Raw genomic sequence first — 17,014 nt, forward strand, 5'->3', positions numbered from 1 at the left:
GGAGACCGCGTCCCTCGTCAGCCCTGAAGATCGCGCCGCCGATAGCCCATGACACCGGCCACACCCAGGGCAACGCCCAACGTGGTCATGATCAGCGTGCTGGTCCAGTCGACAGCGGTCAGCGGGACCGGTGCCAGGTGGGCGAACGGCGAGAGTCCGCGTACCCAGCCGGGTGCGCCGACGCTGTCGGCCATCACCAGGAGCAAGAACCCGCCGATCGCGGGCAACGATCCAGCGAAGGCCGTCACCCGCGGCACCCAGCCGACGGCGAGAGTGGCCGCGCCGAGACTGAGCAGCACGATCGGCAGCGTGTTGCCGGCCCCACCCAACGCCGCAAGCAAGCTCAGATCACCTCCGGTCGCGGTGATGCCCACCCAGACAGCGAACCCGGCAACACCTACCAGGGCCACCGCGCCTGCGGCCGTCGCGCCGATCTCTGCGCCGAGCAGACGGATCCGGGTGACCGGCTGAGCAGTCAGCAGCGTGAGATTGCGGCTGTTCTCGGCCGCGACGAGAGCGGACACGCGGACCGCCACGAAACCCCCGACCGGCAACGCCAGTAGCGAGAACAAGGTCGCGACGAACCCCTCGACCGCACCGAGCGCACCGAACCCGGCTCGCGCCGCCTCCTCGGCGAGCGCCGGATTGTCGGTCAGGAACTCGGTGACCGACACCGTGGTGAAACCGATGAGCAGGTAGTAGGCGCCAATGCCCAGAGCCCAGCCGGCCAGGGGCCGCAGCATGCGCCGAAGCGCGAACGCACCCACGCCGGACAGCAGCACCAGCCGCGGGCGGCGGCCGCCGGCGACCGCGATCAGACCGCCACGCACATCACGGCGGCCAGCAGCGGCAACCGCGGCACCGGCCAGCAGCACCGCCGCAGCCAGCAGAATCAGCAGCGGCACGATCCGGTTCCGCGCGTACGGCTCGCTGAGAGCGAGCAGCCCGAACGGTGACAGCCAACGCAACCACCCAAGTCCGCTGAGGCCGTCGCCGACCATGCGCATCAGCAGACCCGTACCGAGCACCGCCACGGCGGTTCCGGTCGCGGCCGCCCGGGTCGGAAACACCTGCGCGGCCAGCCCGGCGACGGCGACGAAGAACAACCCGAGCACACCGATACCAGCACCGTGCACGGCAGCGCCGGCCGAGTCCGTACCGGCCAACAGCAACACCACGGCCACGGCGGCGCCCGCGGCGACCGGGACGACCATCACGGCGACCAGGTGACGGGCCACCACCTCTCGCAGCGGCGCCCGCCCCGCCAGCAGTACGTCCCACCGGCCGGCGTCCTCCTCACCCCGGGTGATGCGGGTGGTTGCCAGGATCGCCCAGGCGGCGAGAAGGACAGCGAGAAAGGTGCCGACCCGCCACACCGTGAATCCGCCAACCTGGTCGAGGGCGATCGGCTCGCCGAACAGGGTTCGGATGGCAGGGTTGGCGGCGAGCGTGGCAATGCTGCCCGCCGCGGCGGGGTCCGCCATGACGCTGGCGTACGTGCTCACGACGAGCGTCGGCAGGGCAGCGACGAGCACCAGCACGATCAGGCCGCTGCGGCGCAGCTGGCGCGCGGCCAGCCTGGTGACGGCTCTCCCGGGTGCGACCGGCACGCGCAGTCCGATGGCGGACGGGACCGCCCTGGTGATCATCGGGCGTTCTCCGTGGCGCCGTAGTAGTCGAGGAAGATCTCCTCGAGGTTCGGTTCGCGGATTGCCAACGCGGTGACCTCGGCGGCGGCGAGCGCCCGCAACGCCGGTGCCGGCGGCCCGATGAGCGAGAACCGTAGTCGTCCGGGACTGACCTGCTCGACCGCGTCGACGCCAGGGACCAGATCAAGACCTGGCGGCGGTACGCCGATGTACGACACGGTCACCTCGGCGCGGTGCAGACCCCGCAGCTGTCCGATGGTGGCGATCTCGACGAGCCGACCGGCCCGCAGGATCGCGACCCGGTCGCAGACCGCCTCGACCTCGGCCAGCTGGTGCGAGCTGAGAAACACGGTCTGCCCACGGTCACGGGCTTCGGCGACAGCGACACGGAACTCGCGTTCCATCAACGGATCGAGGCCGCTGGTCGGCTCGTCCAGCACCAACAGCGGCGCTCGGGTCGCAAACGCCGCGACCAGGGCCACCTTCTGCCGATTCCCCGTCGAATAGGCACGGGCCGGCTTGCTGATGTCCAGCGCGAACCGTTGCACCAACTCGTCGCGGTACGCCAGATCGACGGCCGGCCCGGTACATGCCTGCAGGTGCAGGATCTCCGCGCCGGTCAGCTGCGGCCACAACGCCACATCGGCCGGTACGTACGCCAGCGACCGGTGCGCTCGGGCGACGTCCGCCGCGTCGTTGTCGAACACCCAGGCACGCCCCGCCGTGGGACGGGTCTGTCCCAGCAGCAGGCGGATGGTAGTGGACTTGCCTGCGCCGTTGGGGCCGAGAAACCCGAAGACCTCACCAGCCGGTACGTCGAGGCACAGGTCGTCGAGCGCCGTGAAACGGCCGTACCGTTTGGTCAGGTTGACGGCACGCAGCGCGAGGTCGTTCATGGCGGAAATCCTCAGCAGTCGACACGGACAGGACCGCCGACCAGACTTCCCGGCACACCAGAGCTCACCGTACTCCCGCACGCAACCCGGCAGGAAGCCGTCGTGCGGGTCGTGGTCGCCGTCGTCTACGTCAGGTGCAGCAGCCGTCGACGCAGCCGGGTGCAGTGGCATCGCGTACCACAGTGGTGGGGGTGCAGCAGGTGTCACCGCGCCAGGCTTCGCGGCCTTCCTTGACGGCGACGGCGGCGATGGTCAGAGCGGCGGCCGGGTCGGCCCACCACCAACCCAACAGCGAGTTGAGGGCCAAGCCGACGAGCAGGACGGCGGACAGGTAGGTGCACAGCAGGGTCTGTTTCGAGTCGGCGACAGCGGAGGCGGAGCCGAGTTCCCGGCCGGCGCGGCGCTGCGCGGCGGACAGGATCGGCATGACCGCCAGCGACACGGCCGCGAGCAGCAGGCCGATCGTGGAGTGCTCGGGGCGGTCGGTGCCGAGCAGTGCGCGCATGGACTCCACGCCGACATAGCCGGCGAGGGCGAAGAACGAGATCGCGATGACGCGCAGGGCGGTGCGTTCACGGCGTTCGTGGTTCGGGCCGGAGAACTGCCACGCCACCGCGGCGGCCGAGGCCACCTCGATGACCGAGTCGAGGCCGAAGCCGATCAGTGCGGTCGACGACGCGATCGTCCCGGCGCCGATCGCCACCACCGCTTCGATGAGGTTGTAGGTGATGGTCGCGGCCACGAACAGCCGCACCCGGCGGATCAGCGTCGCCCGTCGCACCGGCGACGGTGCGACGGTCAGCGAGATGCGCGGCAGACTCATCAGCAGCAGCCCTCGGTGTCGGTGCTCGGGCAGGCGGCAGGGTCGACCGCGAGGACGAGACCGAGGAGATCCCCCAGGGCATGCGCGAGGCGCGCGTCGGCGAGTTCGTAGCGCGATCGGCGGCCTTCGGGCACGGCGACGACCAGGCCGCAGCCGCGCAGACACGCCAGATGGTTGGAGAGGTTCTGCCTGCTCGCGCCCAGCAGGTCGGCGAGGTCTGCCGGATAGCCGGGGCCTTCGCGCAGCGCGAGCAGGAGTCGGGCCCGGACCGGGTCGGACAGGGCGTGACCGAAGCGGGCCAGGACCTGCCCGTGCGTGAGCGTCTCCACCACCCGACGATACATCATCGGCTGAATTAACGCGGCGCTGTACTACTGGTGGACTCCGCGCGCCAGCCGGTCCAGTTCAGGTTGGGCGGCCCTGAGCGGCGCGCGGCGGGACGGCTGACCCAAGACCTCCCGTGCCACGTTCAGGGCGATTGCCGGGCGTGGTGGAGCACTTCCGTGATGAGTCGCCTGATGGCCTCCCCCTGCAGCGTGTAGGTGACCTCTCGGCCGCGACGCTTACGCCGGATCAACCGGGCCTCCTTGAGATACCGCAGGTGGCGCGCGATGATCGTCGAGTCCGTGGACATGGCCGCCGCCAGGGAGGCCGGCGTCTGCTCGCCGTCCTGCAACAGCACGAGGATGTGTATCCGGTGCTCGTACGCCATGGCGCGCAGCACGACGACCGCGCGGTCCAGTGCGCGCCTCGTCTCGTCGAGGGGTGCGGTGCTCATGCCGGGAACGCCCGCAGGCGGGTGGTCGCCGTGGGTCTGGATCTGACCAGTCGGGACAGCACCGTCGACAGCGCCAGGATCGCGGTGGCGGTCAGGGTGATGCTCGCGCCGGCGGCGACGTCCCAGCGGCTCGACGCGTACAGGCCGCCGACCCCGCTGAGCGCGCCGAACGTGACGGCCAGGGCGGTGATGACGCTCAGCCGGTGGGACCACTGGCGTGCCGCCGCTGCCGGGGCGACGATGAGGGCGAGCGCGAGGATCGTGCCGATGGCGGGGACGATCGTGACGACCGCAACCTGGATGACGAGCAGCAGCACGACGTCCCAGACACCGGTGGCGAAGCCGGCCGCCTGCGCGCCGGCCCGGTCGAAGCCGGTGTAGCGCAGTGGACGGGAGCAGGCCAGCAGGACGGCCGCGACCACGACGAGCACGACCGCGGTGGTCGCGAGATCCTGCGGGCTGACCGTGAGGATCGACCCGACGAGGAACGAGGTCAGGTCCCGGCTGAACCCGTTCTGGGTGGCGACGAGCCCGGCTCCCAGCGCGAAGCCACCGGAGAGCATGACGCCGGTCGCCGCGGCGGTGTTCTGGCTGCGGTGGCGGCTGAGCGCGGCGACGCCCAGCGCGACGACAGCGCCCGCCACCACGCCGCCGACGACGATGTTGACGCCGATGATGGAGGCGGCCACCACCCCGGGGAACGTGGCGTGGGTCAGGGCCATGGTGAAGAAGGACAGCCGGCGGAGCACGACGTGAACGCCGACGAGTCCGGCGAGCGCGCCGGCGAGCAGCACCTCGGCCGTGGCCCGGTGCAGCGCGTCATCCCACCAGTTCATGCGGCGAGCTCCTTACGGCGGAGACGATCCGCCCGTGGTTGCGCCTCGACCTCAGCGCTCCCAGGGGAAGCAGCAGCAGGTAGGCGAGCACGAGCAGCAGGACGACGGCGGAGGCCGAGGTCAGGGAGATGCCGTAGTCGACCGACGCGGTCCAGCTGGCCAGCAGACCGCCGTACGCGGCGACGAGGATGAGGCCGGTGCCGATCACCGCCATCAGTGACAGGCGGGTGGTGAGCATGCGGGCGGCCGCGGCCGGCACGATCAGCAGCGCGACCACCAGGATGGTGCCGACGGCGCGGACCGCGGCGACGACGACCAGCGCGACGATGATGTTGAGCAGCAGATCGAGCCAGGCGATCCGGAAGCCGGCGGCGGCGGCTCCGGCCGGGTCGAAGGTTCGGAAGATCAGGGCGCGGGCGCTGATCAGCAGCAGCCCGAGGATGACGACTGCCAGCACTGCGGTCTCCGCGATCTGGCGCGGCGTCACCGTCAGGATGCGTCCGAAGAGAAACGAGGTCAGATCGGAGGTGTACGAGGAGCGCCGCGACACCAGCACCACGCCGATCGAGAACATGGCGGTGAGCACGACAGCGGTGGAGGCATCGTCGGAGAGCGACCCGCCCCGGCTGAGCAACGTCAGCACCACCGCGGTCACGACGCCGGCGACCAGTGCCCCGACGACGATGCCCTCGATGCCACCGGCCAGGAACCCGATGACCACGCCGGGGAACACGGTGTGGGTCAGCGCGTCGGAGACGAACGACAGGCGGCGGGCGAAGACGAACACACTGACCGGTCCGCAGATGAGGGCGAGCAGCGCGAGTTCGGCCAGGGCACGCCCCATGAACGGCACGGTGAAAGGCTCGGTCACGGCTCCACCAGCACTGTCCGGCCGTCTCTCAACTCGACCGCGTGTCCGCCGTACGCGCGGCGCAGCATGTCGGCGGTCAACGTCTCATCGGGCGGGCCGACCGCCCACTGCCGGCCATTGAGCACGCAGACCGTGTCGGCGATCTCGTGCGCGACCGTGAGGTCGTGGGTGCTCAGCACCAGAGTGGTCCCGGCCGCGCTGAGGTCGCGCAGGACGGACAGGATGGCTTGCTGGCTCACCGCGTCGACGCCGTTGAACGGCTCGTCGAGGAGTAGCAGCCGTGGCTCGGCCGCGATGGCGCGGGCGAGCAGCACCCGCTGACGCTGGCCACCGGAGAGCACGCCGAAGTGCGTCCGCGCGCGATCGGCGAGGCCGAGGCGGTCGAGTGCCTCGTGGACCGCCCGACGGTCGGCGCCGCGAGCGGGGCGCCACCAGCCGATGCGCCGGTAGCGGCCCATCATGACGACCTGGGCGGCGGTCACCGGGAAGTCGGCGTCGAGGGAGTCGGTCTGGGGAACGTATCCGGTGCCGGTCCGGGCCTGGGCCGGTGTATGACCGAGCACGGTGCATGTGCCGGCGAGGACCGGTACCAGGCCGAGGATAGACTTGATCAGCGTGGACTTGCCGGCGCCGTTCGGCCCGACCAGCGCCAGGCGCTGTCCGGGAGCCAGTTCGAGGTTGACGTCGGTGAGCACCGGGGTGCCGTGGTAGCCGACGCTCACCTCGGTGTAGCGAAGGGCGGCGTCGGCCACCGCGACATCGCCCATGTCAGCCGGCCAGAGCCGTGACGATGACCTGGGTGTTGTGCCGTTCCGCACCGAGATAGGTGCCCTCGGGGGTACCTTCGGTGCCGAGGCTGTCGCCGTAGAGGGCGTCCTCACCGCCGATGACCTTGACGCCGGCCTGGTTCGCGATCGCCTCCGCGCTCTTGGGCGGCAGGGAACTCTCGGTGAAGATGGCCTTCGTCCCCGTCGCCTTGATCTTCGCGACAAGCTCGTTCAGCTGCTTCGCGCTCAGCTCTGCGGAGGTGTCGAGGCTGGGGATGACCGAGCCGACGAACTGCAGCTTGTACCGGTCGACGTAGTAGCCGAAGGCGTCGTGGTTGGTCACGAGCTTGCGCTGATCGGCGGGGATCCTGGCGAAGGCCGCCTCGTTGTCGGCGTCGAGCTTGTCGAGTTCCGCCGAGTAGTTCTTCAGGTTGTCGGCGAAGGCCGTGGCGTGGGTGGGGTCGGCCGCGGCGAGGCCCTTCTCGATGTTGGTGACCATGGTCTTGGCGTTCAGCGGGTTGTGCCAGATGTGCGGGTCGTGCTCCTCGCCCTCGTGCTCGCCCTCGCCCTCCTCGTGGCCTTCCTCGCCCTCCTCGTGGCCGCCCTCGCGCAGGGTGACGCCTTGGCTTGAGTCGACGACGGTGCCCTTGAAGCCGGCCGACTCGATGGTCTGGTCGAGCCACTCCTCAAGGCCGACACCGTTCTTGACGACGATGGCTGCCTTACCGATCGCCTGGATGTCGGCGGGCGTGGGCTCGTACTCGTGCGGGTCCACGTTCGGCTTGATGATCTGTGTGACAGTGACGTCCCTGCCACCGATGGTGCGGACGAAGTCGGCCACCTCGGGGGTCGTGGCGACCACGGCGAGCCCGCTGCCGGCCGAGGCGTTGCCACCGCCCTTGGCGGCGTCGTCACCTGAGCCGCAGCCGCCAAGAAGAACAAGCGCGGCGGCGGTGGCCGCGGCGATGATCGTGCGTTGTCCATGCTTCACGAAAACACTCCATTCCTGAGGCACGGAACGATAATCGTTTTCACTAGGTATCATGTAATAGTGACATGACCACGCGTGCATATGTCGCCCCGCAGCGCGCGGGGACCGGGCGGCCGACCCTCAGGCCACGGCCGCCAACGCCGCGTGCCTGCCACAGCGCCAGAAGATCCCGGCCTCGCAGAATCCGGCCTCCTGAGCGGCGCTGGCATGCCATGACGCCGCAGCGGTGAACTCGGCCGGCAGCCGTTCGCCGAAGATCGCCGCCCGCTGCGCGAGTAGCGGGCGCAGCACCTCCAGGTCCGCGATGTCGTTCCACCACTGCGCCCAGGCCAGCTCCGCAGCGGCTTCGTTCGGGGCGGGGCACAAGGCGTTCATCAGGGACGGGAGTCCCTCGTCGGGCATGAGGTCCGCGACGATGAGCAGCCCCCCGGGCGCCAGGCAGCGGCGAGCGTCAGCGTAGAACGCACGTACCTGGGCTGGCGCCAGGTAGTGCAGGGTCATGACTACCGTAACCAGGTCATAGCCGACACCTGCGCGGTCCACCCAGCGCGGCGTCGACAGGTCTCCCTCCAGTGCCCGGGCCTTGCCCGTCAGGGCACTGCGCGCCAGCGCGAGCAGCACGGGGTCGATGTCCATGAGGGTGATCGCGGCACCGGCCCACTTCCGAGTCATCCGCTCGGCGAGCAGCCCCGGTCCGCCGCCCAGGTCGAGCACCCGATCCGGCGATCGGCCACGAACAGCCTCGGCGACACGGCACAGCGTCTCCTCAAGGCTGGCGAGGTGCGGCACGAATTCCCCCATGACCCGTGCCCAGCTCTCACGCCTCCGGGAGACCTGCGCGCGATCGAGTACGACATCGGGGGCGCGGGCGGTGGTTGCCATGGGTGCACTCCGGGGCGGCGCGGACAGGACAGCCAAACGATAACGGAAGCCATTTCCGACAGCGTAGGCGAGTCGCGACGGAGAACCGGTATATTACGGTGCGTGTCGGTCAGTCGTGGTCGAGTTCCGCCAGGACCGACAGGAGCCGGTCCACCTCCTCGGCGGTGTTGTAGACGTGCAGGCTCACGCGTACGGATGCCGTCTTCTCACCCTGGTCGCCCTGGCAGTGACCGTCCGCGCGGACCAGGAGGCCGTGCGCGGCCAGGATGAACCCGAGGTCGTTCGAGCCGATCAGACGGTGGCGGAAGGCCACGATGCCCTGGCGCTGCTGCACCGGGGCGTCGGCGGCCAGGCTGCTCTGACAGCCCAGCACCTCGAAGCTGGGCAGCGTGCGCAACCCGTCGGTGAGCCGGGCGCCGAGCGCGGTGTTCCACCGGGCCACTCGATCCAGGCCCGCGGCGTCGAGCCAGTCCAGCGCGGCGACCAGACTGATGATGCCACTGGTGTTGGGTGAGCCGTTCCAGCCGGCCGGCGCGTAGGCCGGGCCGCGCTGATTACGCGCCCAGATCGCGCCGGTGCCGGGCAGCGCCATCGCCTTGTGCCCGGAGAACACCACGAAGTCGACGTCGGTCGCCGTGGTGGACAGCGGCAGGTGCCCCACGCCCTGCGCGGCGTCGAGGCAGATCGGGACGCCCGGCCCGGCGGCCGCGCGCAGTCTGTGCACGTTCATGTCGTTGCCGTAGACGTGGTGCACGTGGGTCGCGGCGATCAGGCGGGTCCGGTCGTTGATCATCGCCGCGAGCCGGTCGGTGTCGTAGTCGTGGGCGGCGTCGTAGGGCATGGCCCGAACGCCGACCGACATGCCCTGGTGGCGCAGCAGCTCCGCGATCTCCAGCCAGGGTGCGTTGTTGGCGGCGTGATCGGCGAACGGCACGATGATCTCGTCACCGTCGCGCAACTGCGGGGCCAGCCAGTCGCGGGCGATGCAGCGCAACCCCTCGGTGGTGCCGCCGACGAAATGCACTCCGGAACGCTCCGGTGCCGGGTCGTCGAGGAATCGGCGCAGCCGGTCGCGGGCCTGCTCGATGCGGGCGGTGGTCCGGTTCGCCCACGGGTACGTACCCCGGGCGGCGTTGGCGTTGCCCGTCGTCAGATAGGTCAGGACGGCGTCGAGGACCGCCTGCGGCTTCTGCGAGGTGGCGGCGCTGTCCAGGTATGCCACGTCGGGGTTGGCGGTGATCAGCGGGAACTGCCGCCGCAACGTCTCCTGCCACGGGGACAGCTCGTCGAGAACGTCCATCTCAGTCGCGCACGAGCTCGGCGCCGGCGTCACGCCAGGCGATGATCCCGCCGCCGAGCGAGCGCACGTCTGGATGACCCATCCGGGTCAGCAGAGCGGCGTAGCGGGCGGACTTCTCCCCCACCGGGCAGACCAGCAGCACCGGCTGGCGGCGACCGAACGGCAGCCCACCGTGCAGCATCTCGGCGAAGAGTTCGTCGACGATGTTGATCGAGCCATCGATGTGCAGCGCCTGGTACGCGAACGGGCTGCGCAGGTCGACCACCAGCCCTCGGCGTTCGGCGATCCACCGCTGGGCTTCCGCGACATCCACGGTCGCCGCCTGCCGCATCTGCGCGTCGGTCACCGTGCGGACGGAGTTGCGCTGTGGTGGCCGACCGAACAGCTCGGGGCGCCGCTCGCGCAGATAACTCATGTAGCTCTCGACGCGGTCACAGACGATGAAGACAGCCGTACGGCGTTCGGTGAGCTGCGCGTCGACGGCGCGCAGATGGCGTACGGCGCCCTGGTAGGCGCCGCCACCGGTCGGCCCGGCCAGCGTGCCGCACCGGCGCACGAGAGTCAGCAGGCCATCGATGGCGTCGTCGGCGGTGATCGTCTCCACCGTGTCGTAGACGTCGGGGTCGAACAGTCCCACCTCGTGCACCTCGTCGATGGTGCGGATGCCCGGGATGAAGTCGGACTTGTGCGCCACCAGCCCGACGACGCGCACGTCGGGGTTGTGTTGGCGCAGCGCGGCCGCCACGCCGGTGGAGGAGCCGGCCGTGCCGACGCAGGCGATGAAGTAGTCCGGGGCTCGGCCGTCGAGGTCCTTCACGATCTCCGGGCCGGTGCCGTTGAAGTGCGCGTCGACGTTGAGTTCGTTGAAGTACTGGTCGGTGTGCAGGTAGCCGCCGCCTGATCCGGCGAGCCGGTGGTACATCCTGGTCAGCGGGTCGTCGGTGTCGGTGGGGTCGAGGCACTCGGCCTGCCCGGGAAGCTCGTCGATCTCCGCGCCGAGCAACAGCAGCAGGTCCTTGATCTCGGCGACCTTCATGCGGTTGGTGACGCTCTTGAAGCTGAGCCCGTGCATCCCGGCGATGACGGCGAGGGCCTTGGCCGTGTTGCCGCTGGACAACTCGACGACGGTGTCGCCGCGCTCGACGGCCTGGGCGAGCAGGGGTCGGGCCATGTTCCAGGCGGCGCGGTCCTTCAGCGAGCCGAACGGGTTGAGCAGCTCCATCTTGGCGTACAGGTCGATGTTGCGCAGGCCATGCACGGCGGGATCGATGCGCACCAGCGGGGTGTTGCCGATGGCCTCGGTCATGCTCTCGAATCTCATGGTGCCTCCGCCGGATGGTGAACGGGCCAGTACTGCTCGTCGAGGCACCACCGCCACGCGCCGTCGTCGCGGTACAGCGCGACCTTGCGACCCATGGGCTGGCGCAGCGCGTGCGTGGCGCTGAAGTCCATCAGGTAGCCGGCGGTGTTGACGAAGGCCAACAGGTCGCCGGGGCGGGGCCGGGACGGCAGGAAGACCTTGCGCCGGGTGATGAGATCCGCTTCCAGACACAGGTTGCCGAACAGGTACACCCCCGCGGGGCCTGAACCGGCCGGGGTCGTCCGATGTACGACGACCGGGTCCATCAGGACCCCGTGTTCCTCCAGGCTGACGTCGCGTGCGTTGCAGTCCAGGCGCACGATCGTGTCGCCGTTGGCCTCGTCACGTACCTCCAGGACACTGGCCAGGACCAGGCCACACTGGTCGAGCAGGGCCCGACCCGGCTCGACGTGCAGGTCGTACATGTTGTCCAACAGCAGTGTCCCGAGTGGGCGGCGCTGCTCCGGCGCGCTGGTTCGCAGTAGCCGATCGAGGTATGCGGGCCCGGAGACGGGTCGGTGAGCGGGGTACAGGTTCAGCGAGCCGCGAACGTGGCCGCCCTCGGCGCGCAACCCGTACCCGTGCCCGTTCCAGGTCAGTGGTGTCCGCCGGCCGAGCACCGCCTCGGTCAACGCGGAGGTGTACTGCTCCCACTGCGCGCCGTCGGCGAGGTAGTTCACGCCGAACCCACCGCCGATGTCCACCGACCAGGGTCGCAGACCGCGCCGGCGGCACTCCTCCAGCGCGCCGAGGCAGCCCTCCAGCGCCACGGCCTTCTCCGGCAGCCCGATCGTGTCGAGGTGAAATGCCACTCCGACCAGATCCAGGGCGTCGGCGTGTTTCTCGATCACGTCGAGAACCTCGCTCGCCGCGGCGGCCGACACCCCGAAGCGGCTGCGGCGACTGCCGAGCTGCGCGCCTGTTGAGGTGAAGCCGGACAGGCGTGCCATCACCCGTACGCGCGGCAACGACCAATCCGTGACCAGTGCGGCGAGCACCGCCAACTCGCCGACGGAATCGGCGCTGACGGTGACCCCGGTGCGGGCGCACAGCCAGAGGAACTCCTCGTTCTTCGGCCCGGTCGCCATGATCCGCTGCGGCACGAAGCCGGCACCGAGCGCGTGCTGCAGCTCGGCGAGCGACGCCACGTCGATGCCCGCGTCGGTGGCGGCGAGTTCGCGAACCAAGGCGCTGGATCGGTTGGCCTTGTGCGCGTAATAGATCTGACCGGAGAGGCGATGGTGGGAGATCACCGAGCGGAATGCCGCGACGTTCTCCGCCAACTGCTGTGGCAGAACCACTCCGAGCGGAGAGCCCAACGCGTCGGACAATTGTGCCATCAAGACGGTTTCGTCAAGTGCCGACTGCAGTGTCGGATGGATTAGCGGAGACAGGTGAAGGGGCAATTCGACTCCCGAGGTGAGTCGTGGTGCCATGGGCGCCGCCATTGCCCTCGCCGAAAACCCTTCGTAACGGCGGCCTGCTTCAACGTAACCGATGTTCCCACGCCCGCCAAGGGGTGCGGATGCGCGACTGGACGGACGTCCTCACATAGTCAAATGTGCATGTAGACAGTTGTCGACGCAACGCTGTCGGCGACTGTTGGGGCATGACCGACCATGGTGGAATTTCCATTTCCGCCGGTCCGCGCTGGACGCGGCGCAACCCGATCGGGTGCCGTCGACCGACAACAGCCGCGAGCGTCAGCTCAGCCCGCGGCACAGGCCGCGCACACGCCGAAGATCTCCATGGTGTGGTTGACGTCGGTGAAGCCGTGGCGGGCGGCCATTCGGCAAGCCCATTCGTCGACGCTTGGGCCAGTGACCTCGACAGTTCGGGCGCAGAGGCGGCACACCAGGTGGTGGTGACGGGTGTGGGTACTACACCGGCGGAACAGCTGCTCACCGTTGGGCAGCCGCATACTGTCGATCTCACCGCTGTCGACCAGCGCCTGCAGGGTTCGGTAGACGGTGGTCAGCCCCACCGCCACATCGCGGGCACGCAGGTCCGCATGCAGCCGCTGCGCGCTGCGGAACTGGTCGGATTCCTCCAGCAGCGCCCTCACCTCGGCGCGCTGCCGGGTGTTGCGGCTGCCGCCGGGCGGTACGCCACTCATGACCACGTCCCTCGGTTCCGCGTCACGTCTTCTGGCGGCGCGGCGGCCTCGTCGCCGAGACCACCACGCCTCCCCTGATCCGCCCACCGGAGGTACCACACTCCTTGGCGGATCCACGAAATGATAACCAGTTCACATTGATGTGGCGTTCACCGCCCCGCCGCCACCGCTGGCCGAAGGTCTCGCCGGCGACGTCGATCCTCGTACGCCCCGGCGTAGGCCGGAGCCGGTGGCACTGGCCGGCGCGCGGCGCCTACCGCTGGTAGGCGCCGCGCCGATCACGATCCGCCCCGGCACACGCCTACCACCGAGGCGGACATCGACAGCGAGTCGGCAGATCAGGTGCGGTGGCTCGGGGTCAGGAAAGAACGTCGAAGGTAAAGGTCTTGGCGCCTGAGCTGACGGTGGCGCCGGTGGAGGCGAGCTTGCCGGTGACCTCGAAGGTGACGGCATAGGTGCCGGCGGCGTCGAAGCCCCAGTTGGCGTGGGCGTGGGTGTTGTATTTGACGTTGAGGCTGTCGGGCAGGCCGTTCCCGCTGTCGAAGAGCACGGTGGGGGTGCCACCCGAGACGGTGTAGATACTGAAGCCCGCGGGGCCGGAGACGCCGGTGAGCTTGAAGGTGACCCGGTTGTTCTGGAAGATGCCACTGGGCACCTCGGTGGTGTTCCACCCGGCCCAGAGAAGTCCGGCGGTGCTGGACTGCGGCAGGACCCACGCCTGACCGCCGGTGCCGAGGAAGGACCAGGCCGAGCCACCGGGCACGGTGATCTTGCCGGTGTTCGGCACCCGGAAGAGCACGTCGGCGGGGTTGCGTTCGACGCTGCCGGTGCCGGTGCCGTCCAGGACGTTGACGGTGAGCGCACCGGCGGCGTAGTCGACGTCGATCACGTCGACATGACCACTGGAGAGCACCACGGGTGCCGCGGCGGCGGGCGCGCCGGTGCCGACGAGCAGTGCGCCGGCCAGGAGGAGACCGGCGAAGAGCCGGTTGCGGGTACGCATCACGTTCACGCCCTGACCACGAAGCGGAACGTGGCGGGGTCGGAGGTGACCTGCTGACCGGTGGCGGCCAGGGTGCCGGTGGCGCGCACCGTCACGTAGTAGGTGCCCGCCTTGTCGAACGCCCAGTTGGCGTGCGAGTGGTCACCGGCGGTCACCGTGATGGCGTCCGGGAGGCCGTCGCCGCTGTCCGCCAGGATGGTTGGCTGACCCACGGCGTTCTCGGTGTAGATCGCGAGCTGGCCGGGGCCGCTCACCGACTGCACGGACAGCGTCAGTGCGTCGCTGGCGAAGACTCCGGCTTCGATCTCCTCGGCGGCGATGCCCGGCCAGATCAGGTTGGAGTTCTGGATCTGCGGCAGGATCCACACCTTGGACACGCCCGGGGTGCCGAGGAAGGCGAAAGCGGGGTCGGCAGGGACGGTGACCTTGGCTTGGCGCTTCACGATCAGCTTGACCTCGTCGGCGCCGTACTCGATGTCGTTGTCCTCGTCATGGACGCCGACCTCCAGCGCGCCGGCCTCGTAGGCCACGTCGACGAGGTCGAGATGACCGCTGTCGAACACCACGGCAGGCGAGGTGGCGGCATGGGCGGGCAGGGCCGTGGCGACCAGAGCCACGCCCAGGACACCCGACGCCAGCAGATGACGGATGGTGCTACGCACGAAGAGACTCCTCTCCCCGCGAAGGTCCCGAGTGGACCAACGCTTAATGGAAATGATAGTCGTTTTCGTTCGTCGCCGATAGGGCTGGGTGAAGGCTCGGCCGGGTGCCGTCATGGCCACGGTGCCGGCCTCGAAGTACCTGCTCGGGATCGGGCAGCAGGAAGACGACCAGCCCGGCGAGGACGCGTCGAAGCTGTCCGGGCAAGGCGGGCCGCTGGGCTTCGCCGGGCCGGATGCCGACGCGGCGCACCAGTTGAACGCCGAACGGACCGACGAAGGACACGCCCGTCCGGTCGGCATCCTGGCTCTGGATCGCGCCGCTACCGGATGACCTCATCCGGGGTCGAAGCGACTGCCATGGTCAGACCTGAACCGGGTCGACACGGTCGTGTTCGTGCAGGTCGCTCAGGTCCCACTCGGGGAACGGGTCGGGCAGCGACCGCCAGGCATCCTCGCCGGCGGCGACCTCGGCGTCGGTGAGCAGGCAGGCGCCCAGGGCGGCCCGCAGTCCCTGACCGTCCAGGTGGATACCGATGAGGACGAGTTCCTGCTGCCGATCCCCGAAGACCGGATGCCAGCGAGACTCCAGCTCGATCCGCTCGTCGGGATCCTCGGGCCACTCCCCGGACACCACCACCGGCACGCCGACCGGATCGCACCGGCCCACAGGACCGGCCTGCGACCACAGTGCCTGCACGTCCGGGCGGCTGGCCAGCCACAGGAAGCCCTTCGACCGCACCACACCGAACACATCCAGCCCGCCGGCCAGCAGATCCCACAGTCGCTGCGGGTGCAGAGGCCGGTGGTCGCGGAAAACGATGCTCGAGATTCCGTACTCCTCGGTCTCCGGCACGTGCCCGCCATTGAGCTCGGCGACCCAACCGGGCGCCGTCTCCGCGCGCTCCAGGTCGAAGCGGCCCGTGTGCAGGATCTCCGCCGGGGCTACCCGGCCGTGCACAGCCCGGACCTGTCGGGCGGCCGGATTCAGGCGGGTCAGCAGCGCCTCCACCACCGCCAGATCCTCCGACGCGACCAGGTCGGTCTTGTTGACCACCAGCACGTCAGAGAACTCGATCTGGTCGACCAGCAGGTCGGAGATGTTCCGGTCGTCTCCCTCGTAGGCGGCCAACCCACGCGCCTCGAGGGTCTCCCCCGCCTCGATGCGGGCCAGCAGGCCCGCGGCGTCGACGACCGTCACCGTGGTGTCCAACCGGGCCAGGTCACCGAGGACCTGCCCGTCCTCCACGCCGAAGGCGAAGGTCGCGGCCACCGGCATCGGCTCGGAGATGCCACTGGACTCGATCAGCAGATAATCGAAGCGACCCAGCCGAGCCAACCGGGCCACCTCGTCGAGCAGGTCATCGCGCAACGTGCAGCAGATACAGCCGTTTGTCAGCTCGACCAGCCGCTCCTCCGTCCGCGACAACGCCCCGCCGTCACGCACCAACGCGGCGTCAATATTGACCTCGCTCATGTCATTGACGATCACCGCCACGCGCAACCCATCGCGGTTGGCCAGCACATGATTGAGCAGGCTCGTCTTGCCCGCGCCCAGGAACCCGGACAGCACCGTCACCGGCAACGGGCCCGTCACGGCTGATCCACCACCTGACGCCCCTTGTACAGGCCGCAGTGCGCACAGGCGCGATGCGGCACCACCATCTCCTTACGCGGACACGGGCAGGGCGCCAACTTCGGCACACTCGCCTTCCACTGCGCCCGACGGTGGCGGGTGTTGGATCGGGACATCTTGCGCTTGGGCACGGCCATGAAGGATCTCCTCAACGGGGGGTTCAGCTAAATGCTAATGGTTCCCGTTTTCGGTTAGACGCTCGGGTGCCTCTGGGCTCACCCGCATGACCTGTTGACTGGACACCCCGGCCGCGGCGACCCCGGCAGGCTGACCAGCGGCGGCGGCGAGGTCGGACCCGACGTGAAAGGCCAATCGGCGGGGTGCGGAGCACACCCAGGCCCGCTTCCGCAACGACTCTCGCCGGTCAGGCGATTGCTGGCCGACGCGGTGCCGGGACAGGACACCACGCCGGCCGGACCCGCCGTACCAAAAGCCCGGATCCTTCCG

The 17,014-nt window shown here is 69.6% G+C and carries 19 protein-coding genes; 1 reads left to right on the forward strand and 18 read right to left on the reverse strand.

Going from position 1 to position 17,014, the window contains the following annotated elements:
- Positions 1 to 17: 17 nt before the first annotated feature.
- The 16 genes from O7614_RS21450 to O7614_RS21525 form a co-directional block, all read right to left on the reverse strand.
- A complete protein-coding gene (locus O7614_RS21450) occupies positions 18 to 1,649 on the reverse strand; it encodes a hypothetical protein (protein ID WP_278140271.1) in 1,632 nt (543 codons plus the stop codon).
- On the reverse strand, positions 1,646 to 2,545 hold the full coding sequence (locus O7614_RS21455) for an ABC transporter ATP-binding protein (protein WP_278140272.1): 900 nt from the start codon (positions 2,543 to 2,545) through the stop codon (positions 1,646 to 1,648). Before O7614_RS21455 ends, O7614_RS21450 begins: the two co-directional genes overlap by 4 nt.
- Positions 2,546 to 2,675: 130 nt before the next feature.
- Positions 2,676 to 3,368 (reverse strand): cation transporter, encoded by a 693-nt coding sequence (locus O7614_RS21460; protein WP_278140273.1) that lies wholly within the window; start codon positions 3,366 to 3,368, stop codon positions 2,676 to 2,678.
- Positions 3,368 to 3,712 (reverse strand): metalloregulator ArsR/SmtB family transcription factor, encoded by a 345-nt coding sequence (locus O7614_RS21465; RefSeq protein WP_278142323.1) that lies wholly within the window; start codon positions 3,710 to 3,712, stop codon positions 3,368 to 3,370. Before O7614_RS21465 ends, O7614_RS21460 begins: the two co-directional genes overlap by 1 nt.
- A gap of 125 nt (positions 3,713 to 3,837) precedes the next feature.
- Entirely contained in the window at positions 3,838 to 4,146 is a 309-nt protein-coding gene (locus tag O7614_RS21470; protein ID WP_278140274.1) for a metalloregulator ArsR/SmtB family transcription factor, read from the reverse strand.
- Positions 4,143 to 4,982: a metal ABC transporter permease gene (locus tag O7614_RS21475; protein ID WP_278140275.1), complete on the reverse strand. Its 840-nt coding sequence runs from the start codon at positions 4,980 to 4,982 to the stop codon at positions 4,143 to 4,145. The genes O7614_RS21470 and O7614_RS21475 overlap by 4 nt, the downstream gene beginning before the upstream one ends.
- Positions 4,966 to 5,853, reverse strand: coding sequence for a metal ABC transporter permease (locus O7614_RS21480; RefSeq protein ID WP_278140276.1), 888 nt, complete (start codon positions 5,851 to 5,853; stop codon positions 4,966 to 4,968). The genes O7614_RS21475 and O7614_RS21480 overlap by 17 nt, the downstream gene beginning before the upstream one ends.
- On the reverse strand, positions 5,850 to 6,620 hold the full coding sequence (locus O7614_RS21485) for a metal ABC transporter ATP-binding protein (protein ID WP_278140277.1): 771 nt from the start codon (positions 6,618 to 6,620) through the stop codon (positions 5,850 to 5,852). Before O7614_RS21485 ends, O7614_RS21480 begins: the two co-directional genes overlap by 4 nt.
- Before the next feature lies 1 nt (position 6,621).
- Positions 6,622 to 7,611, reverse strand: a complete 990-nt coding sequence (locus tag O7614_RS21490; RefSeq protein WP_278140278.1) for a metal ABC transporter substrate-binding protein — start codon at positions 7,609 to 7,611, stop codon at positions 6,622 to 6,624.
- Between the two features lie 120 nt (positions 7,612 to 7,731).
- A complete protein-coding gene (locus O7614_RS21495) occupies positions 7,732 to 8,493 on the reverse strand; it encodes a class I SAM-dependent methyltransferase (RefSeq protein WP_278140279.1) in 762 nt (253 codons plus the stop codon).
- A gap of 109 nt (positions 8,494 to 8,602) precedes the next feature.
- Entirely contained in the window at positions 8,603 to 9,793 is a 1,191-nt protein-coding gene (locus tag O7614_RS21500) for an aminotransferase class V-fold PLP-dependent enzyme (protein ID WP_278140280.1), read from the reverse strand.
- A gap of 1 nt (position 9,794) precedes the next feature.
- Positions 9,795 to 11,114, reverse strand: coding sequence for a pyridoxal-phosphate dependent enzyme (locus O7614_RS21505; RefSeq protein ID WP_278140281.1), 1,320 nt, complete (start codon positions 11,112 to 11,114; stop codon positions 9,795 to 9,797).
- Complete coding sequence (locus tag O7614_RS21510) at positions 11,111 to 12,493, reverse strand: Y4yA family PLP-dependent enzyme (protein WP_278140282.1); 1,383 nt, start codon at positions 12,491 to 12,493, stop codon at positions 11,111 to 11,113. Before O7614_RS21510 ends, O7614_RS21505 begins: the two co-directional genes overlap by 4 nt.
- A 368-nt stretch (positions 12,494 to 12,861) precedes the next feature.
- Positions 12,862 to 13,269, reverse strand: coding sequence for a transcriptional repressor (locus O7614_RS21515; protein WP_278140283.1), 408 nt, complete (start codon positions 13,267 to 13,269; stop codon positions 12,862 to 12,864).
- Positions 13,270 to 13,627: 358 nt separating this feature from the next.
- Positions 13,628 to 14,281, reverse strand: coding sequence for a choice-of-anchor M domain-containing protein (locus O7614_RS21520; protein WP_278140284.1), 654 nt, complete (start codon positions 14,279 to 14,281; stop codon positions 13,628 to 13,630).
- A complete protein-coding gene (locus tag O7614_RS21525; protein ID WP_278140285.1) occupies positions 14,278 to 14,934 on the reverse strand; it encodes a choice-of-anchor M domain-containing protein in 657 nt (218 codons plus the stop codon). Before O7614_RS21525 ends, O7614_RS21520 begins: the two co-directional genes overlap by 4 nt.
- A 112-nt stretch (positions 14,935 to 15,046) precedes the next feature.
- On the opposite strand from O7614_RS21525, the gene O7614_RS21530 reads away from it, so the two are divergent.
- Entirely contained in the window at positions 15,047 to 15,265 is a 219-nt protein-coding gene (locus O7614_RS21530; RefSeq protein ID WP_278140286.1) for a hypothetical protein, read from the forward strand.
- A gap of 30 nt (positions 15,266 to 15,295) precedes the next feature.
- On the opposite strand, the gene O7614_RS21535 is transcribed toward O7614_RS21530, so the two are convergent.
- Together O7614_RS21535 and rpmF are read right to left on the reverse strand one after the other, a co-directional pair.
- On the reverse strand, positions 15,296 to 16,528 hold the full coding sequence (locus O7614_RS21535) for a GTP-binding protein (RefSeq protein ID WP_278140287.1): 1,233 nt from the start codon (positions 16,526 to 16,528) through the stop codon (positions 15,296 to 15,298).
- The gene (gene rpmF / locus O7614_RS21540) at positions 16,525 to 16,704 is read right to left on the reverse strand and encodes a 50S ribosomal protein L32 (protein WP_278140288.1); all 180 of its coding nucleotides are present in this window, start codon (positions 16,702 to 16,704) and stop codon (positions 16,525 to 16,527) included. Before rpmF ends, O7614_RS21535 begins: the two co-directional genes overlap by 4 nt.
- Positions 16,705 to 17,014 lie beyond the last annotated feature (310 nt).

It is taken from the genome of Micromonospora sp. WMMD961, assembly GCF_029626145.1.
GTDB lineage: Bacteria > Actinomycetota > Actinomycetes > Mycobacteriales > Micromonosporaceae > Micromonospora.